Origin of the sequence: Arthrobacter silvisoli, from assembly GCF_003369445.1 — a bacterium.
In the GTDB taxonomy this organism is placed as follows: domain Bacteria; phylum Actinomycetota; class Actinomycetes; order Actinomycetales; family Micrococcaceae; genus Arthrobacter; species Arthrobacter silvisoli.
The window spans coordinates 20,484-41,411 of sequence record NZ_QRCU01000031.1; the positions used below are offsets into that span (position 1 = coordinate 20,484).

Here is a 20,928-nt window from a genome sequence, read left to right on the forward strand (position 1 = left end):
GCGCCACTCTGGAAAATAGTAGGAAGTCCGAGTATATTCGGGACCAGATGGCCCAGTCCGCGCCGAAATCCGTAGCCCGCACGCCACGCGGCGCGGCCGCAGCACGGTCTTTCCGGCAGTCTTTTTCCGGCAATGCGAAGGAGCATTCTGATGGTCCGCGAACTCTCCCATTACATCGACGGCCAGAGGGTGGACGGCACATCCGGCCGCTTCGGCGACGTCTACGATCCCTGCACCGGCGAGGTCCAGGCCAAACTTCCGCTCGCCAGCAAGGCCGAAGTGCAGGAGGCGGTGGCCAACGCAGAGAAGGCCCAGCTCGAATGGGCCACCATGAATCCGCAGCGCCGCGGCAGGATCCTGCTGAAGTTCGTGGACCTGGTCAACGAACACATGGATGAGCTGGCAACCCTGCTCTCATCCGAGCACGGCAAGACCTTCCTCGACGCCAAGGGCGACATCCAGCGCGGCATCGAGGTGGTGGAGTTCGCCGCCGGCGCACCGCACCTGCTCAAGGGCGAGTTCTCGGACAGCGCCGGCCAGGGCATCGACGTCCATTCGATGCGCCAGCCGCTCGGCGTCGTCGCGGGCATTACCCCGTTCAACTTCCCGGCCATGATCCCGCTGTGGAAGTCCGGCCCGGCGCTCGCCGCCGGCAACGCCTTCATCCTCAAGCCCTCCGAGCGCGACCCCTCGGTGCCGTTGCGCCTGGCCGAGCTCTACAACGAGGCCGGCGTGCCCAACGGCGTCTTCAACGTCATCAACGGGGACAAGGAAGCCGTGGACGCGCTCCTCGAAGATCCGCGCGTCAAGGCCATCGGCTTCGTCGGCTCCACCCCGATCGCCCAGTACATCTACGCCACCGCCGCGGCCCACGGAAAGCGCGCCCAGTGCTTCGGCGGCGCCAAGAACCACATGGTCATCATGCCCGACGCGGACCTGGACATGGCTGCGGACGCACTGATCGGCTCGGGCTACGGTTCCGCGGGCGAACGGTGCATGGCCATTTCCGTTGCCGTGCCGGTGGGCGAAGAGACCGCAAACATCCTGGTGGGCAAACTGCAGGAACGCATCAAGGACCTGAAGGTCGGCCCCAGCCTCAAGGACGGCGTGGACTTCGGGCCGGTCGTTGCGGCCGCGGCGAAGGAACGGATCGAAGGCTACATCCAGGCGGGCGTCGACGCCGGCGCCACCCTCCTCGCAGACGGGCGCGGCCTCACCGTGGACGGCTACCCCGGCGGCTTCTGGCTGGGCCCGACGCTGTTCGACAACGTCACCAAGGACATGTCCATCTACAAGGAGGAGATCTTCGGCCCGGTGCTGAGTGTGCTGCGCGCCGCGGACTACGACGAAGCGCTCCGGCTCTGCTCCGAGCACCAGTACGGCAACGGCGTGGCGATCTTCACCCGCGACGGCGACGCCGCCCGCGACTTCGCCAGCCGGGTGGAAGTGGGCATGGTGGGAGTCAACGTCCCCATCCCCGTGCCGATCGCGTACTACACCTTCGGCGGCTGGAAGGCCTCCGGCTTCGGCGACCTCAACCAGCACGGCCCGGATGCCTTCCGCTTCTACACCAAGACCAAGACGGTCACCACGCGCTGGCCCTCCGGAGTCCGGCAGGGCGCCAGCTTCGTGATGCCGGCGGGCAGCTGATGGGGGACGAAGCGGAAGTCCTTTTCGACGAGGTCCTGTTTGAACGGCGCGGCCGGCTCGGCGTCGCCACCCTCAACCGACCCAAGGCGGTCAACGCACTGAACCACGGCATGGTGCTGGCCCTGCTGGAGCAGCTCACTGCCTGGGCCGCGGACGAGTCAGTGGCCGCCGTCCTGGTGCGCGGGGCGGGGGAGCGGGGGCTGTGCGCGGGCGGCGACATCGTGGCGATCTACCAGGACATGCTCGACGGCGGCCACGCCACCGCCGACTTCTGGCGGGATGAATACCGTCTCAACGACCTCATTGCGAACTATCCGAAGCCCTACGTGGCCTTCATGGACGGCTTGGTGCTGGGCGGCGGCGTGGGGGTGTCGGCCCACGGATCGCACCGCATCGTCACGGAGCGGACCCGCACCGGGATGCCGGAAACCACCATCGGTTTTGTGCCCGACGTCGGCGGGACGCTCCTGCTCTCCCGCTCGCCGGGTGAGACGGGCACCCACGCCGCGCTCACCGGAGCCCACCTCACCGGGGCGGACGCCCTGTACCTCGGGCTGGCCGACCACTTCGTTCCATCCGCTGAGCTGGCCGCCCTCGCGGCGGCGCTGGAAAAGGCAGCGCTGGAAGGCTCGACGCCGGATGACGCCGTCGCCCGGTTCGCCTCCGCTGCCCCGGAATCGGTGCTGGCCGGGCAACGGGAGTGGATCGACGCTGCCTATTCTTCCAACGATGCGGAGGAGATCGTGGCCCGGCTGCGGGCCGCCGGCGGGGACGCCGCCGCGGCAGCGGACACCATCGAAGGGAAGTCGCCGACGTCCGTGAAGGTGACGCTGGAGTCGCTGCGCCGCGTGCGCGGGCGCTCCCTGGAGGAAGCCCTCGCCCAGGAATTCCGGGTGGGCGTGCATTGCCTGGCCGGGCCCGACTTCCGTGAAGGCATCCGCGCCCAGGTGGTGGACAAGGACCGGAACCCGCGGTGGAATCCGGCCACCCTTGCCGGGGTGGACCGGGCCGCCGTCGAACGCTTTTTCGCACCAATCAACGGGCAGGAACTCACACTCGAATCAAAGGAGTCCGACCATGTCTGAGAGCGCAAGCACCGGAACCATCGCCTTCCTGGGCCTGGGCCACATGGGCGGGCCGATGGCAGTGAACCTCATCAAGGCCGGCCATACGGTGGTGGGCTTCGACCCCGTGCCCGCCGCGGTGGAGGCGGCGAAGGCGCACGGCGTGCCGATGGTGGACTCCGCTGCTGAAGCAGCCGCGGGTGCAGCCGTGATCCTGACGATGCTTCCCAGCGGCAAGCACGTGCTGGACGCGTACCGCGGGGTGGGCGGCGAGCCGGGGCTGCTGTCCGTCGCGGCCCCGGACACCTTGTTCCTGGACTGCTCCACCATCAACGTGGACGAAGCCAGGGAAGCCGCGGCCATCGCAGTGGAGGCCGGGCACCGCTCCGTGGACGCCCCGGTGTCCGGCGGGGTGGTGGGCGCCGAGGCCGGGACCCTGACCTTCATGGTCGGGGCGCTGCCCGAGGATTTCGAGACGGTGAAGGGGATCCTGGAGCACATGGGCAAGAGGATCGTGCACTGCGGCGACCACGGGGCAGGGCAGGCTGCCAAGGTGTGCAACAACATGATCCTGGGCGTTTCGATGATCGCCGTGTGCGAGGCCTTCGTGCTCGGTGAGAAGCTCGGGCTGACACACCAGGCTCTGTTCGACGTCGCCTCCAATGCCTCCGGGCAATGCTGGGCCCTGACCACCAACTGCCCGGTCCCTGGGCCCGTGCCCACCAGCCCGGCCAACCGTGACTACCAGCCCGGCTTCGCGGGGGCGCTCATGGCCAAGGACCTCAGGCTTGCGGTGAACGCCCTGGAGAGCACCGGCGTCGACGGCCAGATGGGGCACCTTGCCTCGAAGATCTACGACGCCTTCGCCGCGGAAGGCGGCGCGGCACGGGACTTTTCAGGGATCATCACGGACATCAGGGACAAGTCCGGCAAGTAGCCTTGGGCTTTATTGGCGGAATTTCGATCAAAGGGGAACGGCTTGGCGCAGCAATACGGGAACATCCTGGTGGAAACCCGCGGAAGGGTGGGGCTGGTGACCCTGAACCGGCCGCAGGCGTTGAACGCACTGAACAAGGCCACCATGGAGGAACTCGTCGCCGCGGTGACGGCCATGGACTCGGACCCGGGCGTAGGCGCCGTGGTGGTCACCGGCTCCGAGAAGGCCTTCGCCGCCGGCGCCGACATCAAGGAAATGGCCGCCAAGGGCTACCTGGAGATGTACGCCGAGGACTGGTTCCGCGGCTGGGAAAACCTCACCCGTCTGAGGATTCCGATCATCGCAGCGGTGTCCGGCTTCGCCCTGGGCGGCGGCTGCGAGCTCGCGATGATGTGCGACTTCATCATCGCCGGAGACAACGCCAAGTTCGGCCAGCCCGAGATCAACCTCGGGGTCATCCCTGGCATGGGAGGCTCGCAGCGGCTCACCCGCGCCGTGGGCAAGGCCAAAGCCATGGACATGGTGCTGACCGGGCGGTTCATCGACGCCGAAGAAGCCGAGCGCTCCGGACTCGTGGCACGCGTGGTGCCGGCCGCCGTCGTGGTCGACGAAGCACTGAAGGCCGCCGAACTGATCGCCTCCAAATCCAAGCCGGCCGCCATGCTCGCCAAAGAGGCCGTGAACGCGGCCTTCGAGATGGGACTGGCGCAGGGAGTGGTGTTCGAACGCCGCCTGTTCCATTCCCTGTTCGCCAGCGAGGACCAGAAGGAAGGCATGGCCGCGTTCACGGAGAAGCGGCCGGCCGAGTTCAAGGGGCGGTAGGGTCCGAGGTCCTTCTCAGTTCGCCACCGGAACTGCTTCGTCCTCGAAGATCATGTGCTCACCGAGTTTCGCGCTGATGAACTGGACGGCTTCCTTGCCTTTTGCGTACCACGCCGGGCGGATCGGCAACTGGTAGCCTTTGTCCGCGATGACGAGCAGTGTCCCGTCCCCGAACCGCTGTGCCCCGACGACGTCCTCCCACCGGACCGTGCACGTGTTTCCTTCAGTCAGGCTGATCCCTTCGTCCCCGATGACCAATTGCGCGCTGCCGGGGAGCCCGGCGATCGTGCCGCGGATACTCCGCCGGTACACCTGCCCCTTGATGGGCGCGTGTTGTGGGTCCTGTTCAGTGTTCAGGCCATTCTCCTGGAGCCAGACGCCCTCAGGAACACCGATCAACAATGACTGATCAAGCCTGCCCAGGGATTCCTGGCACTGCGACGGCCCCAGGCTTCTGAGCAGGGCGAGCGTTCCAGCCGGGTCGAGGGAAGGCACATCGAGCAAGTGGTAGCGGGCTGCGCCGGTCAAAGCGTCGAACCTGCCAGCGGGGTCCGCGTCGTAGCCCTCCCAACTTTCAACGACGGTGTCCAGTTCGGACCTCGTAGGCCCGTTGTCCCGCAACTCCCGGAGGATCCTGAGGAGGCCCAGCCGGGTTTCCTCAAAGTGCTCCGGCGGCGGGTCCGCTTCGAAACACATAATGCCGGTGCCGTCCTGTTGGAAAACCGGAGTGAAATCGATGTCGTAGATCCACCCGTTCTTCTGGCGCAGCTCGGCATGCGCGCGCTCGCAGGCAATCTGGGCCATCGCGCAGGCCGCTTCCCGTTCTTCATTCGTTGTGGCAGGAACTTCGAATGACAGCCCGAGCAAAGGAGCGGGCTGCTCGAACCACATGGGCAACGGCAGGGCCACGCGCTCCTGCGGTGCAGGTGCGCGACGCGGACCCTGTGGAAGCGGGATGCGGAGTCCTTCCGGCGGTGGGCCGCTCAGAACGAGCGCCGCGTTTCCGGCCGTGAAGTAGTTCCGGATATGTGCCAGCACCTGCTCTTCGGTGATGGAGTTGAGGGCCGGCGGAACCACGCCGACGAGTCCGACGGATTTGAGCCCGTAGCGGTACCTGATGTGCCCGGCGACAACCGGCCCTGCAGCCATGCCGCCTTCGGCACTCAGGATCTTCTTTTCCACCGGCAGGCGGTCCAGTTCCGGTGCGGCCAGCTTGGCGCACACATCGGCGATGAACGTCGCCACGGCGTCGGCCTTTCCGGTGGTCATGAAGGAGGTGAAGCTCGGTTCAACGGTGGCATTCCTGCCGTGCCGGGGCCCTTGGACCGCTGACATGGTCAAGTGCTCCACAAGGTGGGTGATGCCTGTGGTCATGAACGTTTCGTCCCGCACTCCGACGCGGAAAACAAGGTGGGCGGTCAGGGGTTCGGAGCCCGCGACCCAGAAGACGGGGACGCCGTCGATCTCCGTGCGCTCAAATGTCATGCGAGCGATTCTATGGTTCCGTCGCGTGCAGCCCGCGAAGGTCCGCGCATGTGACTTGTCCGGACGACACCCCTCCAGGAGCCATTGCGCCGCAACCCTTGCGCCACCGCGGTCCAAGTTCGGGGCACTGCGTAACCGCTTGCAAACCATCGGCAACAACGGGCAGCGCCTTTGACCCGCCGGAAAGCCCCCACAACGGTACAAAGCGCGGTACCTTGAGGAGGGTCCTGTCCTGTCGTGCTGGGCGGCAGGGCAGGACCCCCCCTTTTGGATGACGGCGTCAGGGGATCTGTACCGCGAAGCCGGCATTATGGCTGTCGTTGGCGAAGATCAGCCCCACCACCTTCGAGTCCGCCGTGGCAACGACAGCGGAACCCGAATCGCCCTGGCGGACCGTTCCCTGGTTGAACGTGATGACGTCCCTGAACCAGGCCCAACGGCCGTCCATGAACTCCATGGCGAACCGTCCGGTCACGCTGGTGATGGTGGCGTTCTGCACCACGCCGGTGGTCTTTCCGATCCACTGCACCGTGTCGTTCACCGCCGGGCCGCGGAGCCCCACGGGAACGCCGATGCCGTGGATGTTCGGATCACCGTCCGTGGCTGTCATATCGCACCATGCCAGATCGGTCCTGTTGAAGACCGGGCTGGGCTGGTTCCGGTTCGCATAAGTCACCACCGGTTCGTAGCCGGAGACCGTGGTGAGGGTGTTGCCCCACAACGCCCAATCCGGCTGATACACGGTGGGACCCCGCGTCCCGTTCATGGAGATCACATGGTTGTTCGTCAGCAGGCGGAACCGGCCTCCCCAGGTGATGTTCACCCCCAGGGTCCCGGTGGCGTCCGTGAAGAAGCCATCCGACACGGCGATCTTGTACCCGCCAGGTGCCGGCCGGACCCTGTCATCCAGCTGACAAAGCCGGATCACCCCCGACTCGACCACATCGGTGGGGACCTGCTCCACGCGGGGCGTACCGCCGTCGTCCTGGACATGGACTTCCACCAGAGGCGGTACCGGAAGGTCGTCAATTCCCAGCTCTGACGACGGCTTCTTTTCCACGACGTGGACGATGACGGCCAGTTCCCCGGTCTGCCGGCCGCTGACGGCCTTCGGCCCCACCGTGAGACCGGTGATGTTCGCGTTCGAAAGCCACGGACTGACGCTTTGCAGCACCGGTTCGATCTGTTCCCGGCTGAGTGCCACGGCGGCGTCCTATTCCGGGTTCACCAGCGCGATGGTGGTACCGAGGACCAAGGCCGTTTCAGCCGTCGACGTCCCCGAGAAGGTGCTCGTCGCGGAGTCCGCGGTCCAGCCGGAGGAGGAACTGCCGCCGCCGCCCGTGAACTCGAATGGTCCGATCCGCACGCCGGCGGAGACTTCCCACTTCCGTGAGAAGGACGTGAAGGCCGAGCTGCTGACCTTGATGTTGAAGGAGGGCTTGTAGCCGACCACCATGCCCACCTTCTGCACGTTCATGATGCCCTTCGGTCCCCACACCGCCTTCTCGCCGCCGCCACCGTAGGCCGAGTAGCCGCGGATGAAGGGGCCCTCCGAGACACTCTTGACGAAGGCCCCGTTGTACCAGAGGCCCGCTCCGATGGAGATGGTGTCCCAGGCCTCGAATTTCACTGTCACTTCGAGCGAATTGTCTGTGGCAAACTCGTCGATCCTCTCCCACGAACCGCCGACATTGACGCTCCAGAAGAAGTTGCCCACGGAGGCGCTGCCCTTGGCCCAGGTCTTGCTGTAGTCGTACTGTGCCTGGCTGTTGCTGAAGCCGATCTCCCCGCTGCTTCCCCCGGTTCCCGCCTGGACTTTCTGCAGCCAGGTGGTTGCGTCCATCCCGATCGAATAGGCCGGCACCGGGGGGAACGTGCTGAGCGAAGGATCCTGCAACAGCGTGTAGTAGTCCTTGGTGCCGTACCGTGCAATCGCGTCGTTCAGGCCGGGCGTGGTGGTTTCGGACAACAGCTGGTTCAGGACCCGCTGCTTCGCCTGGACCGTCTTGTCCGCGGCATCGAGCTGGACAGCCCACGACTTTCCGCTGAAGCTGCCCAGCCACTTCAGGAACGGCGGGTCGTTGGTGCCGCCGGTTTCCTGTACATAGGCCCGGCTCGCCTGGTCGTAGGTGATCTTGTAATCGTTGGTGGCGATATTCAGCACGTTCCGCGCCTGGCTGATCTTCTGTTCGAGGACAGGATCGCTGGTGTCAGCGGCGACGACATTGAGCATCTGGCCGTAGGCGTCGTTGAACTTCACGCCCGAGGACACATAGGCTCCGGTCGCGCTGAATTGCGGGGCGGTGGCGCAGAAATCGTACTGCGCGGCCGAGGTGTAGCCGACGTTGGTGATCGGCCAGTCCCAGGTGAGGAAGGGGTAATTCAGCTGGAAGGAATCGGGCTTGAGGCCGAGCCCTGCGATCATGGCGCCGTACAGGTGGTTCCACGCCTTGTCGTTTTCTTCGGCGTTTTGGGGTGTCGGGACCGCGTACCGGCGGGTTGTCGCCAGGGGATGGTCGGTGTTGGGGATGTCGAGTGCGTCCCATTCCAGGTGGAGGATCGAATCAATTGCATTGCTCATGTCATTTCACTCCTTGACTGGTGCTTCACGTTCGGCCGCCAATGGATGGCAGGCCGTTCGGATCGCTTTCACAGGCTGCGGCGCCGGAAGTGACGTCGGCGCAGGGCAGCATGATTTACCCCCCATCTGGATTGTGGCGGCGGTAGTCGCGTCTCAGCGCACCGCACAGAGGCATGGATCGATGACTTACTGCGCAAGGCTGCACAGTTTGCCGGGAATTGCCGGGAACTGCCGGGTAATTGCCGGAGGCCGGCCATGAAAACGATGAAGGCCGGAAAATCACGAGACGCTGAAGGGGCGCCTCGAAGGCGCAGGTCAGCCGGGGAATTTATCCGCTACAGGCTGCCGAGGCAAAGGGCGTGAAGGCCGTTGGGGCTTTTTTCAAGCTTTTTTCAAGGATACGGTTCGACTGTCGGTTGAATAGCGGATCCCCCATCCTCTAATTGCAGGAAGATCCTGCCCCGTTTTAATTACGACTTGCTCCGTAACGGAATCTTAGGCGCCCGGAGAGTCCAGGGTCAATAGTGGCTGGACCGGGTAAATGGACCGCGATCCCCGGCATGCGCCGGTGGCAAGTGTCCGCCCAAGCTGGCTGATCAAAATGCGCGTTTCATCGGCCGTTGAACGGAAGGCCAGGACCTCTGCCGGGGCATTGAACTCGCCGAAGTTTTCGCAGGTGATGTCCATCTGCCCGGCGTCGAACCCGGTGAGCATGCGGTGCGCATCCAGCATGCCGTGGGCCAGCAGAATGCCCGGCAAGTGATCCGAAAAGTGGTCGAAGACCAGCGGATCATCCCAGCTCCAGGCCAATGCCGCATGGAGTTCGTCGCCCTGCCGGCGGACCTCCGACAGCCCGGAATGGGGCGAGGCCTCCGAGGTCCGGTCCACGGCGGGGGCGTTCCTCCTGATCGCGCGATACGCGGTGCGCGAGAGGCAACTCAGCCTGCCGCGGCCCGCGCCCAAGAGCGCGTTTCCGGACAGGAAGCAGGCTTCCAGTTCGAGTCCGCTGACCAGCCCGTTTCGCTGCTGGACGGCCAGGGTGCTGACGGCGATGCGGCCGGCAAGGGGGCTGCCCGGATTCCCCGGAACTTCCCGCAGCCACCCGAAGCTGAGTTCGTTCATCAGCAGGGCCCAGTCCAAAGGCACGCCACCCTGCAGGTGGGCGTAGGCGATGGCCGCCTGGCGCATGAGTTCGACCCCGAGGAGGGTGGGAATCCCGCCGGAATCCTGCGCGGAGGCATTGCGGGGGAGTTCGGCGTCGAATTCCCAGCGGTGCCCCTGCAGGCGGCGGGGACGGCCGATCAATACGGCGTCTTCGGATGTCTTATGGACAAGCGTCCGCGCTATCCGGCCATCCATGCAGCATCTCCCCTAAGATGAGCGATAGCCCAGCGCGCCAAGGGCGCTGGCGACTGTATTCGAAATTATTCTTTCGTCCAATGGCAGCAGGCCGGGCAACAGGATACGCATTATGAGCGGGCCGGTGATCAGGTCGCAAATCCATTCAACATCGGGGCATTCCGGGATTTCTCCGCGGTTTTCCGCCCTACGGATGATTGTAGCCACACCAGCCCGCCGTGGGGCAAAGAATTTTTCCAGGAACGCCCATCTCAATTGCTCGTTATCATGCAGGGAATTCAGGAATCCGGCGAAACTGGATTTGACCAGGGGATCCTCGAAAAGGGCTACCTGGTCCCGCTGGATTGCTGTAAGGTCATCGGGCAGGTTTCCGGTATCGAATTCGACGTCCAGATCGATGCGGAAACGCTCGAGCATCAGGGCGAGCACAAGATCGGGGATTCCGGCGAAGCGCCGATAGAAAGCCGGGCGGGTAGTTCCGGCCTTTGCCGTGATGGCCTCGACGGACAAGGCGCCGAAACCTTTGTCGAGGATCAGTTCCTCCGTTGCCCGGATCAGGGCGACATCCAGGTCTGCGTTCCGTGGCCGTCCCGCTTTTTGCACCATAATGAGGCACAAGTGTAGCCAATGGGGGTGAGGTAGCCGCGCATTGCGCTGCGGCGCCGACGCGTTACGGGGGTGGCTCGATGCTGATGGTGTATGGCTGCGGCTCTGCCGGCCTGCGGATTGCACGGGCTGCCAAGGGGGCTGGCGCTGAAACCCTCGTGGCTGGCCGTGACCCCGGAAGAACGGCCGCCGCTGCCGTAGCCCTGGACGTTCCGTGGCGGAGCTCCCCCGTTGACGACCCCGCCCGCCTCGCGCACCTCCTGCGGGGAGTCCGGGTGCTCGTCAACACCGCCGGTCCGATGGCCCTGACGGCGCCTGCCCTGATGGCTGCGTGTCTTCGCAGCGGCTGCCATTACGTCGACGTGTCGAACGAACTCGCAGTGTTCCTCGAAGCATGGCCCCGGGACAGGGCCGCCCGGCACGCGGGAGTCGCCGTCGTTCCCGGTGCAGGTTTCGCCACTGCCGTCGTCGAGGCCCTCGCGCACCGGGTGCTCGGCAAGGTCCCCGACGCGGACACAGTGACAATAGTGAGGTCCGCGCCGGGCGGAACCCGCAGCGACGGCGTCCGCGGGACTTCATCCGCACTCCTGGCAGCCGGCGGCTGGAGCTACGAGGCGGGGCAACTGCTACGCGCACCGGACACGATCCTGAGCTTCGACCTGCCCGAGGGCAGCCGCGCGGCTGTCCCGATCGGCAGCGGTGAGGTCTTCGCCGTGGCCCACTCGAGCGGCGTGCCGAATGTTTCCGCCTACTACACCAGCCGCCTGGGCCCCGTGCTTTCCCGGCTCGCCGTTCCGCTGGCGCGGCAGTGGGCGCGGGCGGGCCTCCGGCTTCCGTCCCGATCCCGCCAGGAACCCACGGCCGGATCGTCCGGGTCGCCGTCGCGGATCTGGCTGCGCGCAAGCAATCGCGGCGGTGCCGCTGCCGTGGGGTGGGTGGAGGCTTCCGGGGCGGAGGCGACGGCGGCGATCGCCGCCGAAGCCGCGCGGCGGCTGGAATCGGGAGGCACGGTGGGGGTCCTGACCGCCGGCGAACTGCTCGGCCCCGGTTTCCCGTTGGGAATTCCGGGAACCCGGCTCGGCGGCGTGGCCGCAGTGCCCGGACGAGCCAACGAGCCGGACGCCTAGCACCCGGACGAGCTAGGTAGCCGGACTCCTAGTAGACGGAGCCTTCGAGCAGTTCCGATAGGCGTCCAGCGGCCCGACGGAGTTCCGGTATCCCCGCCTTCATGCCGGCTTCCGTGGCGGATTCCACGGGGCTCGTCAGCGAGATCGACTCGCTGGGACGGCCGCTCCTGTGCGGAACGGCGACGGCGACCGACAACACCCCCGTGGCCCGCTCGTCTTCCGAGTACGCATAGTCGGTTCCGGCCTCCGGGAGCCGTCCGCGGAGCTCGACGGCGGTGAGGCTGTCCTTTTCGTGGCCCGCCGCGATGGCTGCCGTCGCTACCTGGCCCAGTTCCTCGTCCGACGCCGAGGCCAGCAGGATCTTGCCGGCCGCGCCCACCGTGAGGGGGAGGCGCTTGCCGAGCGGCAGGTCGTAGCGGAGGGGCGATTCACCGTCGACGCGGGCGACGAGGATCCGTTCGAAGCCGAGGCGTGTGTACAGGGACGCCGTGAGGCCGGTCTGCGATGCCACCTGCTGGAGGACCGGGCGGGCGGCGACGACGAGCGGATCGTTTTCCAGATAGCTCCGGGCTGCAGGGAGGACGGCCGGGCCGATGCGGTAGGACTTGTCCGTTTGGCTCACCATGCCGAAATCCTGGAGGACCCGCAGGATCCGGAGCGTGGTGGGCAGGCTCATGCCGCAGGTCCTGGCGAGGTCGCTCAGCCGCTGCGGCCGCTCGGCGCGTTGGAGTTCGGCGAAGACTTCCAGCGCCCTGGACAGGGAGCGCATGTTGGCGGCCTTGGGGCCGTCTTCGGCGGAGCTGGCTGAGTGGGTGGAACTCACGGTCATCCTTTCATTCTATGTAAGTTCCTTGCGCTTGACAGGGTGGTGTGGCTCCTGTCACTATTTCTCCATACGCAATGTTCTTTCATTCTATGAAATGAACTACCGCAGAACGTAAGTAAGGAAACCATGACAACGGAGTCACTCACCACCGAGCCCGCGCTCAAAGGGCGGGTTGCCCGGTCCGTGCTGGCGGGGATCGGTGCTTTCGTCGCCGTCGGCGTCTACGTGCTGGTCAGCTCCATCGGGCTCGGCCTCTGGACGACCCTCGGACCCGGACCCGGGCTGTTCCCGTTCGCCATGGGTGTCCTGCTGGTCGCGATGTCGGCCGTGTGGCTCGTCCAAGAGCTGAGGAACCCGAGCGAAACGACGGAGGGCGTCGACCGCGGACTGGTGCTCGCCGTCGTCGTGAGCCTTGCGGTCCTGGCCGGGGTGCTGGACCTGATCGGCTTCCAGCTGAGCATGTTCCTCTTCCTGATGTACCACCTGAAGGTGCGCGGACGCAGGGGCTGGCCCTCTTCGCTGATCATCGCGCTCGCCGGCAGCGTGGGGGCGTTCTACGCCTTCAACTACGGGCTCAACGTCACCCTGCCCACCGCGGGCATCCCCCTGCTGAACTCGATCGGACTCTAGAAGTGGACACCCTTAACGAACTGATCGGCGGCTTCGCCGCCGCCATGACGTGGCAGAACCTGGTCTTCGCCTTCCTTGGCTGCCTGCTGGGCACCATCATCGGCGTGCTGCCAGGCATCGGCCCCGTTGCCGGCGTCGCCCTGCTGATTCCGCTCACCATGAACCTGGACGCCACCGGCGCGATCATCATGCTCTGTGCCATCTTCTATGGCACGGCCTACGGCGGAACCATCACGAGCGTCCTGCTGAACACGCCGGGCGAGGCGGCCTCCGCGATCACCACGATCGACGGCTACGCCATGACCAAGATCGGCAAGGCCGGTGCCGCGCTGACGATTGCCGCCGTCGGATCCTTTGTGGGCGGAACCATCGCGACGTTGGGCCTGGTCGCGGCTGCCAAGCCCCTGGGCGAGATGGGCCTGATGGTCGGCCCGCCGGAGTTCTTCGCGCTGATGGTGGTGGGCATCTCCCTGCTCGTGGCCCTGGCCGGCAAGTCTATGGTCAAGGCACTCATCTCCGGCGCCCTGGGCCTGCTCATCTCCATGGTGGGCATCGATCCCGTGGCCGGCGCACCCCGCTTCACTTTCGGTTCGGACAACCTCCTGGACGGCGTGAGCTTCGTGGCCGTGATCGTGGGCGTCTTCGGGCTCTCCGAAATCCTGTCCTACCGCAAGGACTCGGCTGCCTCGATCGTCCACGCCCCCGGCCTGCGGTCCCTGCTCCCGAACCGGACCGAATGGCGCCGCAGTGCGCCGTCGATGGCCCGCGGGACCGGCATCGGCTTCGGCCTTGGCCTGATCCCGGGAATGACCGGCTCGGTGTCCTCACTCTTGGCCTACGTTGCCGAGAAGAAGTTCTCCAAGCACCGCAACGAGCTGGGCCACGGTGCCATCGAGGGCGTGGCAGGGCCGGAGACGGCCAACAATGCCCACGCCAACGCCGCCCTGATTCCGCTGTTCACTCTCGGCATCCCCGCCTCGCCCACCATCGCCGTGTTGATGGGCGCGTTCCTTCAGCAGGGCCTCACCCCGGGGCCCACGCTGTTCACCGAACACTCGGAAATGGCCTGGGCCATCATCGCGAGCCTCTTCATCGGCAACCTGCTGCTGCTCCTGCTCAACGTTCCGCTGGTAGGCCTGTGGACCTCGATCCTCCGGGTGCCGGCCTCCATCCTCACCGCCATGATCCTGCTCTTCATGGTGATCGGCGCCTACACCATCAACTTCAACGTCTTCGACGTATTCGTCATGATTGCCTTCGGCCTCCTGGGCCTGGCACTGAGGCACCTGGACATCCCGCTGGCACCGATGGTCCTGACCCTGGTGCTCGGACCCCTCATGGAACGCTCGCTGCGCGAGTCACTCGAGATTTCGCAGGGCGACTTCGGCATCTTCCTCAACCGCCCCATCTCGATGGTGCTGATCGGCGTCGGCGTCCTGATCGTCCTCAGCCCGCTCCTGAAGCTGCGCAAACCCAAAGCCCTCAACGAAGACCCCGAAACCTGATCCGCCAAACCTCACCGCACAACCCCCAGCACCACCCCTTCAAAGGAGAAGAACCATGCCCCGTATCCGCATCGCCGCGGCAGCCGTTGCCGCCGCAGCACTCTTCGCACTCACCGCTTGCGGCAGCAATGCCGGTGCCGCCAACTCGGCGGGAGACGCCTTCCCGAAGAAGGGAAAGTCGATCGAACTGATCGTTTCCTTCTCCTCCGGCGGCGCCGTGGACACCGCAGCCCGGCTCGTCCAGCCGATCCTTGAAAAGGAACTCGGAACCAACGTCGAGGTGGTCAACAAGCCCGGGGCCGGCGGACAGATCGGCTACACCCAACTGACCAGCGCCAAGCCGGACGGCTACACCATCGGCGCCACCGGTTCCCCGTCCGTCGTCGTCTCGCCGTTGGACCCGGCCCGCGGTGCCAAGTACACCCGCACCAGCTTCCAGCCCCTCGGCCGCCAGGTCATCGACCCGGCGGTGATCGCCGTCCAGCCCGACAGCCCGTACAAGACGCTCAAGGAACTGCTTGACGCGGCCAAGGCCAAGCCGAAGTCGATGACGGCCAGCACCACGGGGCTGCAGACCGGGGAGCACTTCGCCCTGGCCCAGATCCAGGAAAAGACCGGCGCCGAATTCGCGCCCGTGCACTTCTCCGAAGGCGCCTCCCAGGCCACTACCGCCTTCCTCGGCAAGCACGTGGACATCCTGGTGGCAAACGTCAGCGACGTGACCGAGCTGTCGAAGCAGGGCAAGGCCCGCGTGCTGGGTGTCATGACCACTGAGCGTGCCCCGTCGCTGCCGGACGTCCCGACGTTCAAGGAATCCGGCTACGACGTCGAAGCCGGCACCGTGCGCGGCTACTCCGCACCGGCGGGCCTGCCGGACGCCGTCGCCAAGAAGCTCGAAGCAGCCCTGAAGAAGGCCATTGAGGACCCCACCGTGGTCAAGAAGATGGAGGACCTCGGGCTCCAGACCAGCTACCTTTCCGGCGCGGATTACGCACAGTTCTGGGCAGGCCAGGAGGAGGACTTCAAGAAGGTGCTTCCGCTGGTCCAGAAGAAGGATTGAGTCCAGAAGAAGGATTGAGTTTCCCACCCACCGCGCCACACGGAAGGCAAACACCATGACTACCCCTGTCCTTGAGGACCTCGACGCCGGCTTCACCCGTCCCGGCAAGGAGGTGATCGAGCGGCTCGCCAAGCTCCCGGCCGCCAACATCGGCGATGCCATGGACCGCCTCGGCATCGCGGACTCCGCGATCCAGGCCATCTGGCCCGGCGCCCGCCTCGCCGGCCCCGCCTTCACGGTGTGGACCCGTCCCGGCGACAACCAAGGAATCCACCGCGCATTGCAGGCGGCACAGCCCGGTGACGTGATCGTCGTCGCCGGCGGCGGGGACGAATCCCGCGCACTGCTCGGCGAACTGATCGGCGAACGCGCCATCAACCTCGGCCTGGCAGGCTTCGCCCTCGACGGCGCCGCCCGCGACGCCGAGGCCCTCCAGGGCATCGGGATGCCGGTCTTCGCCCGCGCCACCACCCCGGCCGGGCCCTACAAGAACGGCCCGTCCCGGCTCGGCACCCCGGTTTCCTTCGGCGGCGTCCCCGTGATGCCGGGCGACGTGATCATCGGCGACTCCGACGGCGTCGTGGTCATTCCGCGGGAACAGGCCGAAGCGGTCGCCGAGGCCGCCGAAGCCGTCTTTGCGGACGAAACCAGCCGCCGGGCCGCGATCATCGCGGACCGCGCCAAGTAAGCGCCAAACAGCGCCTCAGCGCCACACAAGAAAGACAATGAACATGACAGCGTGTACCGTCATCGGCCTCGGCGAAGCCGGCGCCACCTACGCGGCCGCCCTGGTCGCCGCAGGCCACCGGGTGACAGGGTTCGACCCCGTCGCTCCCACCACCCCGGCGGGCGTGACCCGGGCCGCCACCGCGGCGGAGGCCTGCAAAGGCGCGGACATCGTCCTCGTCCTCACGGGCGCCGCCGCCGCCCGCAGCGTGGCCCGCGAATGCCTTCCGGTCCTCGCGGCCGGCAGCTGCTATGCGGACTTCACCTCCTCCTCGCCGCATGTCATGCAGGAACTCGGGCAACTGCCCGCGGAGGCGCTGTTTGCCGACGTCGCCATCCTCGGTCCTGTGCCCACCCAGGGCGCGAAGACCCCCCTGATGACGAGTGGTCCGGGGGCACAGGCGGTAGCCGAACTCCTCACGCCGCTGGGTGCCGCCGTCGAAATTGCCGACGGCGAACCCGGCGCCGCCATGGCCCACAAGCTGCTGCGCAGCGTCCTCATGAAGGGCCTGGCGTCGGTGGTGGTCGAAGCGGTCAACGCCGGCCGTGCGGCGGGCCTTGAGGAGTGGATCCGGGAACAGATCGCCCGGCAACTGGCCGGCGACGGGCAGGCCGTCATCGACAGGTTCCTCACCGGGACGGCGAAGCACGCGCATCGGCGCTCGAAGGAAATGCAGGACACCGCCGACTACCTCTCGGCCGATCTGCAGGTGCCCGCCGAAATGACGTTCGCCTCGGCAACGGCGCTTGCCCGCATGGCCGCCGAGCCCGCCTTGAGCTGAACCGGCCTTGCGTTCAACCATGCATCCGGAAGAATCAGAACCCAAGGTGAACCCAACACCACCCCTGCAATCCCCGTCAGGAGTCCCGACATGATCGGCATCTGGGCACTCGGAGCCTACCTGGCCGTCATCCTGCTCTGGACCACCCTTGCCAAACGGAGCGTCGGCGAGGCCATGATCATCGGCTTCCTCGTGGTGCTTCCCTTCACTGGTGCCGCCGCCGTGCAGGTCGGCTGGACGGCCCTTTACTCCGCGGCGACCGACGAGATCGTCTACGCCACCATGGCGTTCGTGTTCATGGGCTATCTCCTGGACAAGGCCGGCGTGCTGGACAGGCTCATCGATCTGTTGAACTCGCTGATCGGTGGAGTGAAAGGCGGGCCGGCCTGGGTGTCGACCGTGGCCTCGGCGGGGCTGGGCGGCGTGGTCCACAACCAGGCAGCCATTGCCGCGACGGTGGGCTCGGTGACCATCCCCTGGATGGAGAAGTCCAAGCTGGACAAGCCGTCGGCCGCCACCTTGGTGGCCGGAAACGCGGGCATGGGCATCACGTTCCCGTTCAGCGCCTCGATGTTCGTCCTGGTCGGATCCGCGACTGTGGGACCGCTGCTCAACATCAACGAGCTCGTCCTGCCCCTGCTGATCGGTGGCCTGTGGTGCTTCCTGCACCGGCTGATCGTCACCTGGCTGCTGGTCCGCAGGAGCGGGATGGCGCCGCTGGACGCCGCGCACCGGCTCACCGTCCGCTCCGCGTTCGGCCGGGGCTGGGCAACGCTGCTCCTGTTCGTTGTGGTGGCCGTCCCCTTGGTCCTCACCTCGGGTGCCGTCGCCGCGGCCCTGTCCGACTGGGCGGGCGGGGACATCACCAAATCCGTCAGCGTCATTGTCTGGATCCCGGTGGTGCTCATCATCACCGGCGTCCTGCTCGGCCGGAAGCGCCTCCCGCGCGGAGGCCGGGCCTGGTGGACCATGTTGCGCGACTCCGCCCCGCGGTTCGGCGTGGTGGGCATCACCGTGGTGTTCGCCTTCGCCGGCGCCAACGCCCTTGCAGCGACCGGACTGCCGAAGCAGATGACCGCCTTGCTCAACCAGCTCAACCTGCCCCTCTGGCTGCTGGCCATCCTGATCGGCCTGATCGTCATCGCTGTGGCAGCTCCGCTGTCCGCGACGGCAACCATGGCCGCCGTCGGGACCGTCGGCGTCGCCACGCTCGTGGCGGCAGGAGTTCCGGCGACGACGGCGGCCGTTGCGGTTTTGGTGTTTTCCTCCTGTGAGGCGGCGGTCCCGCCAGGGGGAGCCCCATTGTATGTCGCCTGCGGCATCGCCGACGTCAACCCGATCAAGACCTTCGCCAGGCTGATCACGCACTATGCCCTGCCGCTTCTGGGCATCGGCGTGCTGGTCATCCTCGGCGCCCTTCCCGTATGAGGTACTCCACCATGCACCGGATCCGACAAGCCATCCAGGCCATCTTCGTCCTGACCCTCGCGGCGCTGCTCGCGGGAGGAGTGCTCTTCGTGGTGGGCCAGGCCGTGGCGCTGGCCGCGGGCCAGGGCGGGTGGCTCGACTTCTTCGACGACGCCGTCAAGCCGCCCCTGTGCATCGCCGCCTCCGTCTGCGCCATCGCGGGGTTCCTGCTCAGCTACAAAAGCCGGCAGGAGCAGGACGTGAAGGAAGAGGCGAACACACGATGACCGGAGCTGCAGGAACCGGGCATTACCCGGACTTCGCCGAGCTCCTCCGGCGCGAAGGCCGTCTTGCCGGAACGTCGTGGGGCCTGTTCCCGGACCCGGACCGGGGAACGCCGTCGTTCATCACCCCCGGGGCGGTTCTCGAGGCGCGGAACTGCATCCGGAGTGGAGCCGTGTTCGGCCTGGACTATCCGGCCGATGCCTTCGACCCCGGCATGTCGCTCAAGCGAGGGGCACCTCGGCACGTCATCTACTCCTCGCATCCGGCCCACCGGGACGACTATCTGGACGGGTATTACCTCCAGGGCTCTACCCAGATCGACGGCCTCCGGCACCGCCGCGCGGACGACGTCGGCTTCTACGACGGCACGCCCGACGAACAGGTCCGTGAAGGCACCCCGGACCTTGGCATCCAGGAATGGGCGGACCGGCCTATCGCCGGCAGGGGAGTGCTGCTGGACCTCGAGCGGTACCGGCGCGCCCAGGGTTCACCCATCGACCACGCGTCCGGCGAGCCGTTGGACCTTGAGCTGATCCAGGCGGCGGCCAGCGCGCAATCCGTGGCGTTCAAGCCGGGCGACATCCTCATGCTCCACACCGGCTGGTGCGAATGGTTCCTCGGCCTGGGCCTCGACGCCAGGCAGCAGCTCCGCGACAGCCACCGGGCCACGGGCGTGGCGCAGTCGGAGGAATTCGTCGCCTGGGCTTGGGACCGGCAGTTCGCCGTCCTGGCCGCCGACACGTTCGCGTTCGAATGCCTTCCGGTGGTGCCAAGCAGCCCCTATAAGGAATCGGCACCGAACGACCACGGGATGATGCACCAGCAACTCCTCGCCAAACTCGGCATGCCGCTCGGCGAACTCTGGCGGCTGGGACCCCTGGCCCGGCACATGGCAGCCGTCGGCAGCTGGGACGCCTTCGTCAGCATCAAGCCGCTCAACATCACCGGCGCCACCGGCTCGCCGGCCAACGCAGTCGCACTGACCTGAGCGGTCGCGCCAACTAGCCGGACGCCGGCTTTGCTAGGGTCGGAAGGTGCGCGCAGTAATCTTTGATACCGTCCGGGCCCAGCCCGAAGTGCGGGACGTAACCAGGCCCGAAGCGCCGGCCGGTGGTGTGGTGGTCAAAGTCATGGCGACCGGCATGTGCCGCAGCGACTGGCACGCGTGGGCAGGCCACGATGACATCGTCCTGCCCCATGTTCCGGGCCATGAACTGGCCGGCGTCATTGTCGAGACCGGTTCCGGCGTCACCCGGTGGAAGAACGGTGACCGGGTCACGGTGCCGTTCGTCTGCGGCTGCGGGCACTGTGAGTGGTGCCTGACGGGGAACGCCCAGGTCTGCCCGGAGCAACAGCAGCCGGGCTTTACGCACTGGGGATCGTTCGCCGAGTACGTGATGCTGCACGCCGCGGACACCAATCTGGTGGCCGTACCGGAGCAGATCGATTTCGCCACCGCCGCCAGCCTGGGCTGCCGCTTCGCCACGGCCTACCGTGCCCTCGCCGCGCGGGCACAGGTCAAGGACGGCGAATGGGTGACAGTCGTGGGTGCCGGCGGCGTCGGGCTCAGCGCGGTGATGATCGCCAAGGCGATGGGCGCCAGGGTGGTCGCGGTGGACCGGAACCCCGGGGCGCTGGACGTTGCCTCCCGGCTGGGCGCCGAACATGTCCTGCTCGCGGACGGCACCGACATTCCCGCGGCGGTCAGCGCCATCACGGACGGCGGCAGCCACGTGGCGGTCGACGCCGTCGGCAGCGAACAGACCTGCTCGGATGCGATTCTCAGCCTCCGCCGGCGTGGACGCCACGTCCAGATCGGGCTGCTCCCGGCGGTCGACGGCAACCCGCAGGTGCCCATGGCCAGGGTCATTGCGTGGGAACTTGACCTGCTCGGCAGCCACGGCATGGCCACCGTCGACTACCCCGGAATGATGGCGCTCATCGACCAGGGATCGTTGCAGCCGCAGCGGCTGATCGAGCGCACCATCGGCCTCGAAGAGGCCGCCGCCATGCTGCCTGGCTTCGACAAGGCATCGCCCGCCGGCATGACCATGGTCGATCCCTCCCTCTGAGGCG

At 66.6% G+C, this 20,928-nt stretch carries 20 protein-coding genes; 14 read left to right on the plus strand and 6 right to left on the minus strand.

All coding sequences use genetic code 11. The annotated features are described in order from the left end of the window. The first annotated feature begins 150 nt into the window (after positions 1-150). Genes DWV11_RS07375 through DWV11_RS07390 form a run of 4 tightly spaced genes read left to right on the plus strand, consistent with a single transcriptional unit; the run spans position 151 to position 4,473 of the window. A complete protein-coding gene (locus tag DWV11_RS07375) occupies positions 151-1,650 on the plus strand; it encodes a CoA-acylating methylmalonate-semialdehyde dehydrogenase (RefSeq protein ID WP_115788241.1) in 1,500 nt (499 codons plus the stop codon). Next, positions 1,650-2,735, plus strand: coding sequence for an enoyl-CoA hydratase/isomerase family protein (locus DWV11_RS07380; protein WP_115788242.1), 1,086 nt, complete (start codon positions 1,650-1,652; stop codon positions 2,733-2,735). The genes DWV11_RS07375 and DWV11_RS07380 overlap by 1 nt, the downstream gene beginning before the upstream one ends. Next, positions 2,728-3,651, plus strand: coding sequence for a 3-hydroxyisobutyrate dehydrogenase (gene mmsB / locus DWV11_RS07385; RefSeq protein WP_115788243.1), 924 nt, complete (start codon positions 2,728-2,730; stop codon positions 3,649-3,651). The genes DWV11_RS07380 and mmsB overlap by 8 nt, the downstream gene beginning before the upstream one ends. Before the next feature lie 42 nt (positions 3,652-3,693). Further along, positions 3,694-4,473, plus strand: a complete 780-nt coding sequence (locus DWV11_RS07390) for an enoyl-CoA hydratase (protein ID WP_115788244.1) — start codon at positions 3,694-3,696, stop codon at positions 4,471-4,473. Positions 4,474-4,488: 15 nt separating this feature from the next. Here the strand turns inward: DWV11_RS07390 and DWV11_RS07395 are convergent, their stop codons facing one another. From DWV11_RS07395 to DWV11_RS07415, 5 genes are all read right to left on the minus strand, one after another. Further along, entirely contained in the window at positions 4,489-5,958 is a 1,470-nt protein-coding gene (locus DWV11_RS07395) for an insulinase family protein (protein WP_168404599.1), read from the minus strand. A gap of 280 nt (positions 5,959-6,238) precedes the next feature. Continuing rightward, the gene (locus DWV11_RS07400) at positions 6,239-7,162 is read right to left on the minus strand and encodes a hypothetical protein (RefSeq protein ID WP_115788246.1); all 924 of its coding nucleotides are present in this window, start codon (positions 7,160-7,162) and stop codon (positions 6,239-6,241) included. 9 nt (positions 7,163-7,171) lie between these two features. After that, the gene (locus DWV11_RS07405) at positions 7,172-8,539 is read right to left on the minus strand and encodes a hypothetical protein (protein ID WP_115788247.1); all 1,368 of its coding nucleotides are present in this window, start codon (positions 8,537-8,539) and stop codon (positions 7,172-7,174) included. 495 nt (positions 8,540-9,034) lie between these two features. Beyond that, positions 9,035-9,898 carry an AfsA-related hotdog domain-containing protein gene (locus DWV11_RS07410; protein WP_115788248.1) on the minus strand — a complete coding sequence of 288 codons (864 nt, stop codon included), beginning with the start codon at positions 9,896-9,898 and terminating at the stop codon, positions 9,035-9,037. A 12-nt stretch (positions 9,899-9,910) separates the two neighbouring features. After that, on the minus strand, positions 9,911-10,504 hold the full coding sequence (locus tag DWV11_RS07415; RefSeq protein ID WP_115788249.1) for a TetR/AcrR family transcriptional regulator: 594 nt from the start codon (positions 10,502-10,504) through the stop codon (positions 9,911-9,913). A gap of 86 nt (positions 10,505-10,590) precedes the next feature. On the opposite strand from DWV11_RS07415, the gene DWV11_RS07420 reads away from it, so the two are divergent. After that, positions 10,591-11,631, plus strand: coding sequence for a saccharopine dehydrogenase NADP-binding domain-containing protein (locus tag DWV11_RS07420; protein WP_245953494.1), 1,041 nt, complete (start codon positions 10,591-10,593; stop codon positions 11,629-11,631). Positions 11,632-11,659: 28 nt separating this feature from the next. On the opposite strand, the gene DWV11_RS07425 is transcribed toward DWV11_RS07420, so the two are convergent. After that, complete coding sequence (locus DWV11_RS07425) at positions 11,660-12,460, minus strand: IclR family transcriptional regulator (RefSeq protein WP_115788251.1); 801 nt, start codon at positions 12,458-12,460, stop codon at positions 11,660-11,662. Positions 12,461-12,583: 123 nt separating this feature from the next. Between DWV11_RS07425 and DWV11_RS07430 the strand changes: the two genes are divergently transcribed. From DWV11_RS07430 to DWV11_RS07470, 9 genes are all read left to right on the plus strand, one after another. Further along, a complete protein-coding gene (locus DWV11_RS07430) occupies positions 12,584-13,087 on the plus strand; it encodes a tripartite tricarboxylate transporter TctB family protein (RefSeq protein ID WP_115788252.1) in 504 nt (167 codons plus the stop codon). A 2-nt stretch (positions 13,088-13,089) separates the two neighbouring features. After that, the gene (locus DWV11_RS07435) at positions 13,090-14,592 is read left to right on the plus strand and encodes a tripartite tricarboxylate transporter permease (protein WP_115788253.1); all 1,503 of its coding nucleotides are present in this window, start codon (positions 13,090-13,092) and stop codon (positions 14,590-14,592) included. A 55-nt stretch (positions 14,593-14,647) separates the two neighbouring features. Further along, a complete protein-coding gene (locus tag DWV11_RS07440) occupies positions 14,648-15,652 on the plus strand; it encodes a tripartite tricarboxylate transporter substrate binding protein (protein WP_115788254.1) in 1,005 nt (334 codons plus the stop codon). 55 nt (positions 15,653-15,707) lie between these two features. Next, positions 15,708-16,340 carry an RraA family protein gene (locus DWV11_RS07445; protein WP_115788255.1) on the plus strand — a complete coding sequence of 211 codons (633 nt, stop codon included), beginning with the start codon at positions 15,708-15,710 and terminating at the stop codon, positions 16,338-16,340. A 43-nt stretch (positions 16,341-16,383) separates the two neighbouring features. Further along, a complete protein-coding gene (locus DWV11_RS07450) occupies positions 16,384-17,160 on the plus strand; it encodes an NAD(P)-dependent oxidoreductase (protein WP_115788294.1) in 777 nt (258 codons plus the stop codon). Positions 17,161-17,250: 90 nt separating this feature from the next. Beyond that, positions 17,251-18,588, plus strand: coding sequence for a TRAP transporter large permease subunit (locus DWV11_RS07455; protein WP_115788256.1), 1,338 nt, complete (start codon positions 17,251-17,253; stop codon positions 18,586-18,588). Between the two features lie 11 nt (positions 18,589-18,599). Then, a complete protein-coding gene (locus tag DWV11_RS07460) occupies positions 18,600-18,854 on the plus strand; it encodes a hypothetical protein (RefSeq protein WP_115788257.1) in 255 nt (84 codons plus the stop codon). Continuing rightward, positions 18,851-19,840 (plus strand): cyclase family protein, encoded by a 990-nt coding sequence (locus DWV11_RS07465; protein WP_115788258.1) that lies wholly within the window; start codon positions 18,851-18,853, stop codon positions 19,838-19,840. Before DWV11_RS07460 ends, DWV11_RS07465 begins: the two co-directional genes overlap by 4 nt. Before the next feature lie 46 nt (positions 19,841-19,886). Then, positions 19,887-20,924, plus strand: a complete 1,038-nt coding sequence (locus tag DWV11_RS07470) for a zinc-dependent alcohol dehydrogenase family protein (RefSeq protein ID WP_115788259.1) — start codon at positions 19,887-19,889, stop codon at positions 20,922-20,924. The last annotated feature ends 4 nt before the right edge of the window (positions 20,925-20,928 follow it).

Bases quoted from the DNA above. Each gene is read 5' to 3' on its own strand.
- DWV11_RS07440 (WP_115788254.1), top strand. From the start codon at position 14,648: ATGCCCCGTATCCGCATCGCCGCGGCAGCCGTTGCCGCCGCAGCACTC.
- mmsB (WP_115788243.1), top strand. From the start codon at position 2,728: ATGTCTGAGAGCGCAAGCACCGGAACCATCGCCTTCCTGGGCCTGGGC.
- DWV11_RS07415 (WP_115788249.1), bottom strand. From the start codon at position 10,504: ATGGTGCAAAAAGCGGGACGGCCACGGAACGCAGACCTGGATGTCGCC.
- DWV11_RS07395 (WP_168404599.1), bottom strand. From the start codon at position 5,958: ATGACATTTGAGCGCACGGAGATCGACGGCGTCCCCGTCTTCTGGGTC.
- DWV11_RS07445 (WP_115788255.1), top strand. From the start codon at position 15,708: ATGACTACCCCTGTCCTTGAGGACCTCGACGCCGGCTTCACCCGTCCC.
- DWV11_RS07410 (WP_115788248.1), bottom strand. From the start codon at position 9,898: ATGGATGGCCGGATAGCGCGGACGCTTGTCCATAAGACATCCGAAGAC.
- DWV11_RS07425 (WP_115788251.1), bottom strand. From the start codon at position 12,460: ATGACCGTGAGTTCCACCCACTCAGCCAGCTCCGCCGAAGACGGCCCC.
- DWV11_RS07455 (WP_115788256.1), top strand. From the start codon at position 17,251: ATGATCGGCATCTGGGCACTCGGAGCCTACCTGGCCGTCATCCTGCTC.
- DWV11_RS07460 (WP_115788257.1), top strand. From the start codon at position 18,600: ATGCACCGGATCCGACAAGCCATCCAGGCCATCTTCGTCCTGACCCTC.
- DWV11_RS07420 (WP_245953494.1), top strand. From the start codon at position 10,591: ATGGTGTATGGCTGCGGCTCTGCCGGCCTGCGGATTGCACGGGCTGCC.
- DWV11_RS07380 (WP_115788242.1), top strand. From the start codon at position 1,650: ATGGGGGACGAAGCGGAAGTCCTTTTCGACGAGGTCCTGTTTGAACGG.
- DWV11_RS07375 (WP_115788241.1), top strand. From the start codon at position 151: ATGGTCCGCGAACTCTCCCATTACATCGACGGCCAGAGGGTGGACGGC.
- DWV11_RS07465 (WP_115788258.1), top strand. From the start codon at position 18,851: ATGACCGGAGCTGCAGGAACCGGGCATTACCCGGACTTCGCCGAGCTC.
- DWV11_RS07405 (WP_115788247.1), bottom strand. From the start codon at position 8,539: ATGAGCAATGCAATTGATTCGATCCTCCACCTGGAATGGGACGCACTC.
- DWV11_RS07430 (WP_115788252.1), top strand. From the start codon at position 12,584: ATGACAACGGAGTCACTCACCACCGAGCCCGCGCTCAAAGGGCGGGTT.
- DWV11_RS07450 (WP_115788294.1), top strand. From the start codon at position 16,384: ATGACAGCGTGTACCGTCATCGGCCTCGGCGAAGCCGGCGCCACCTAC.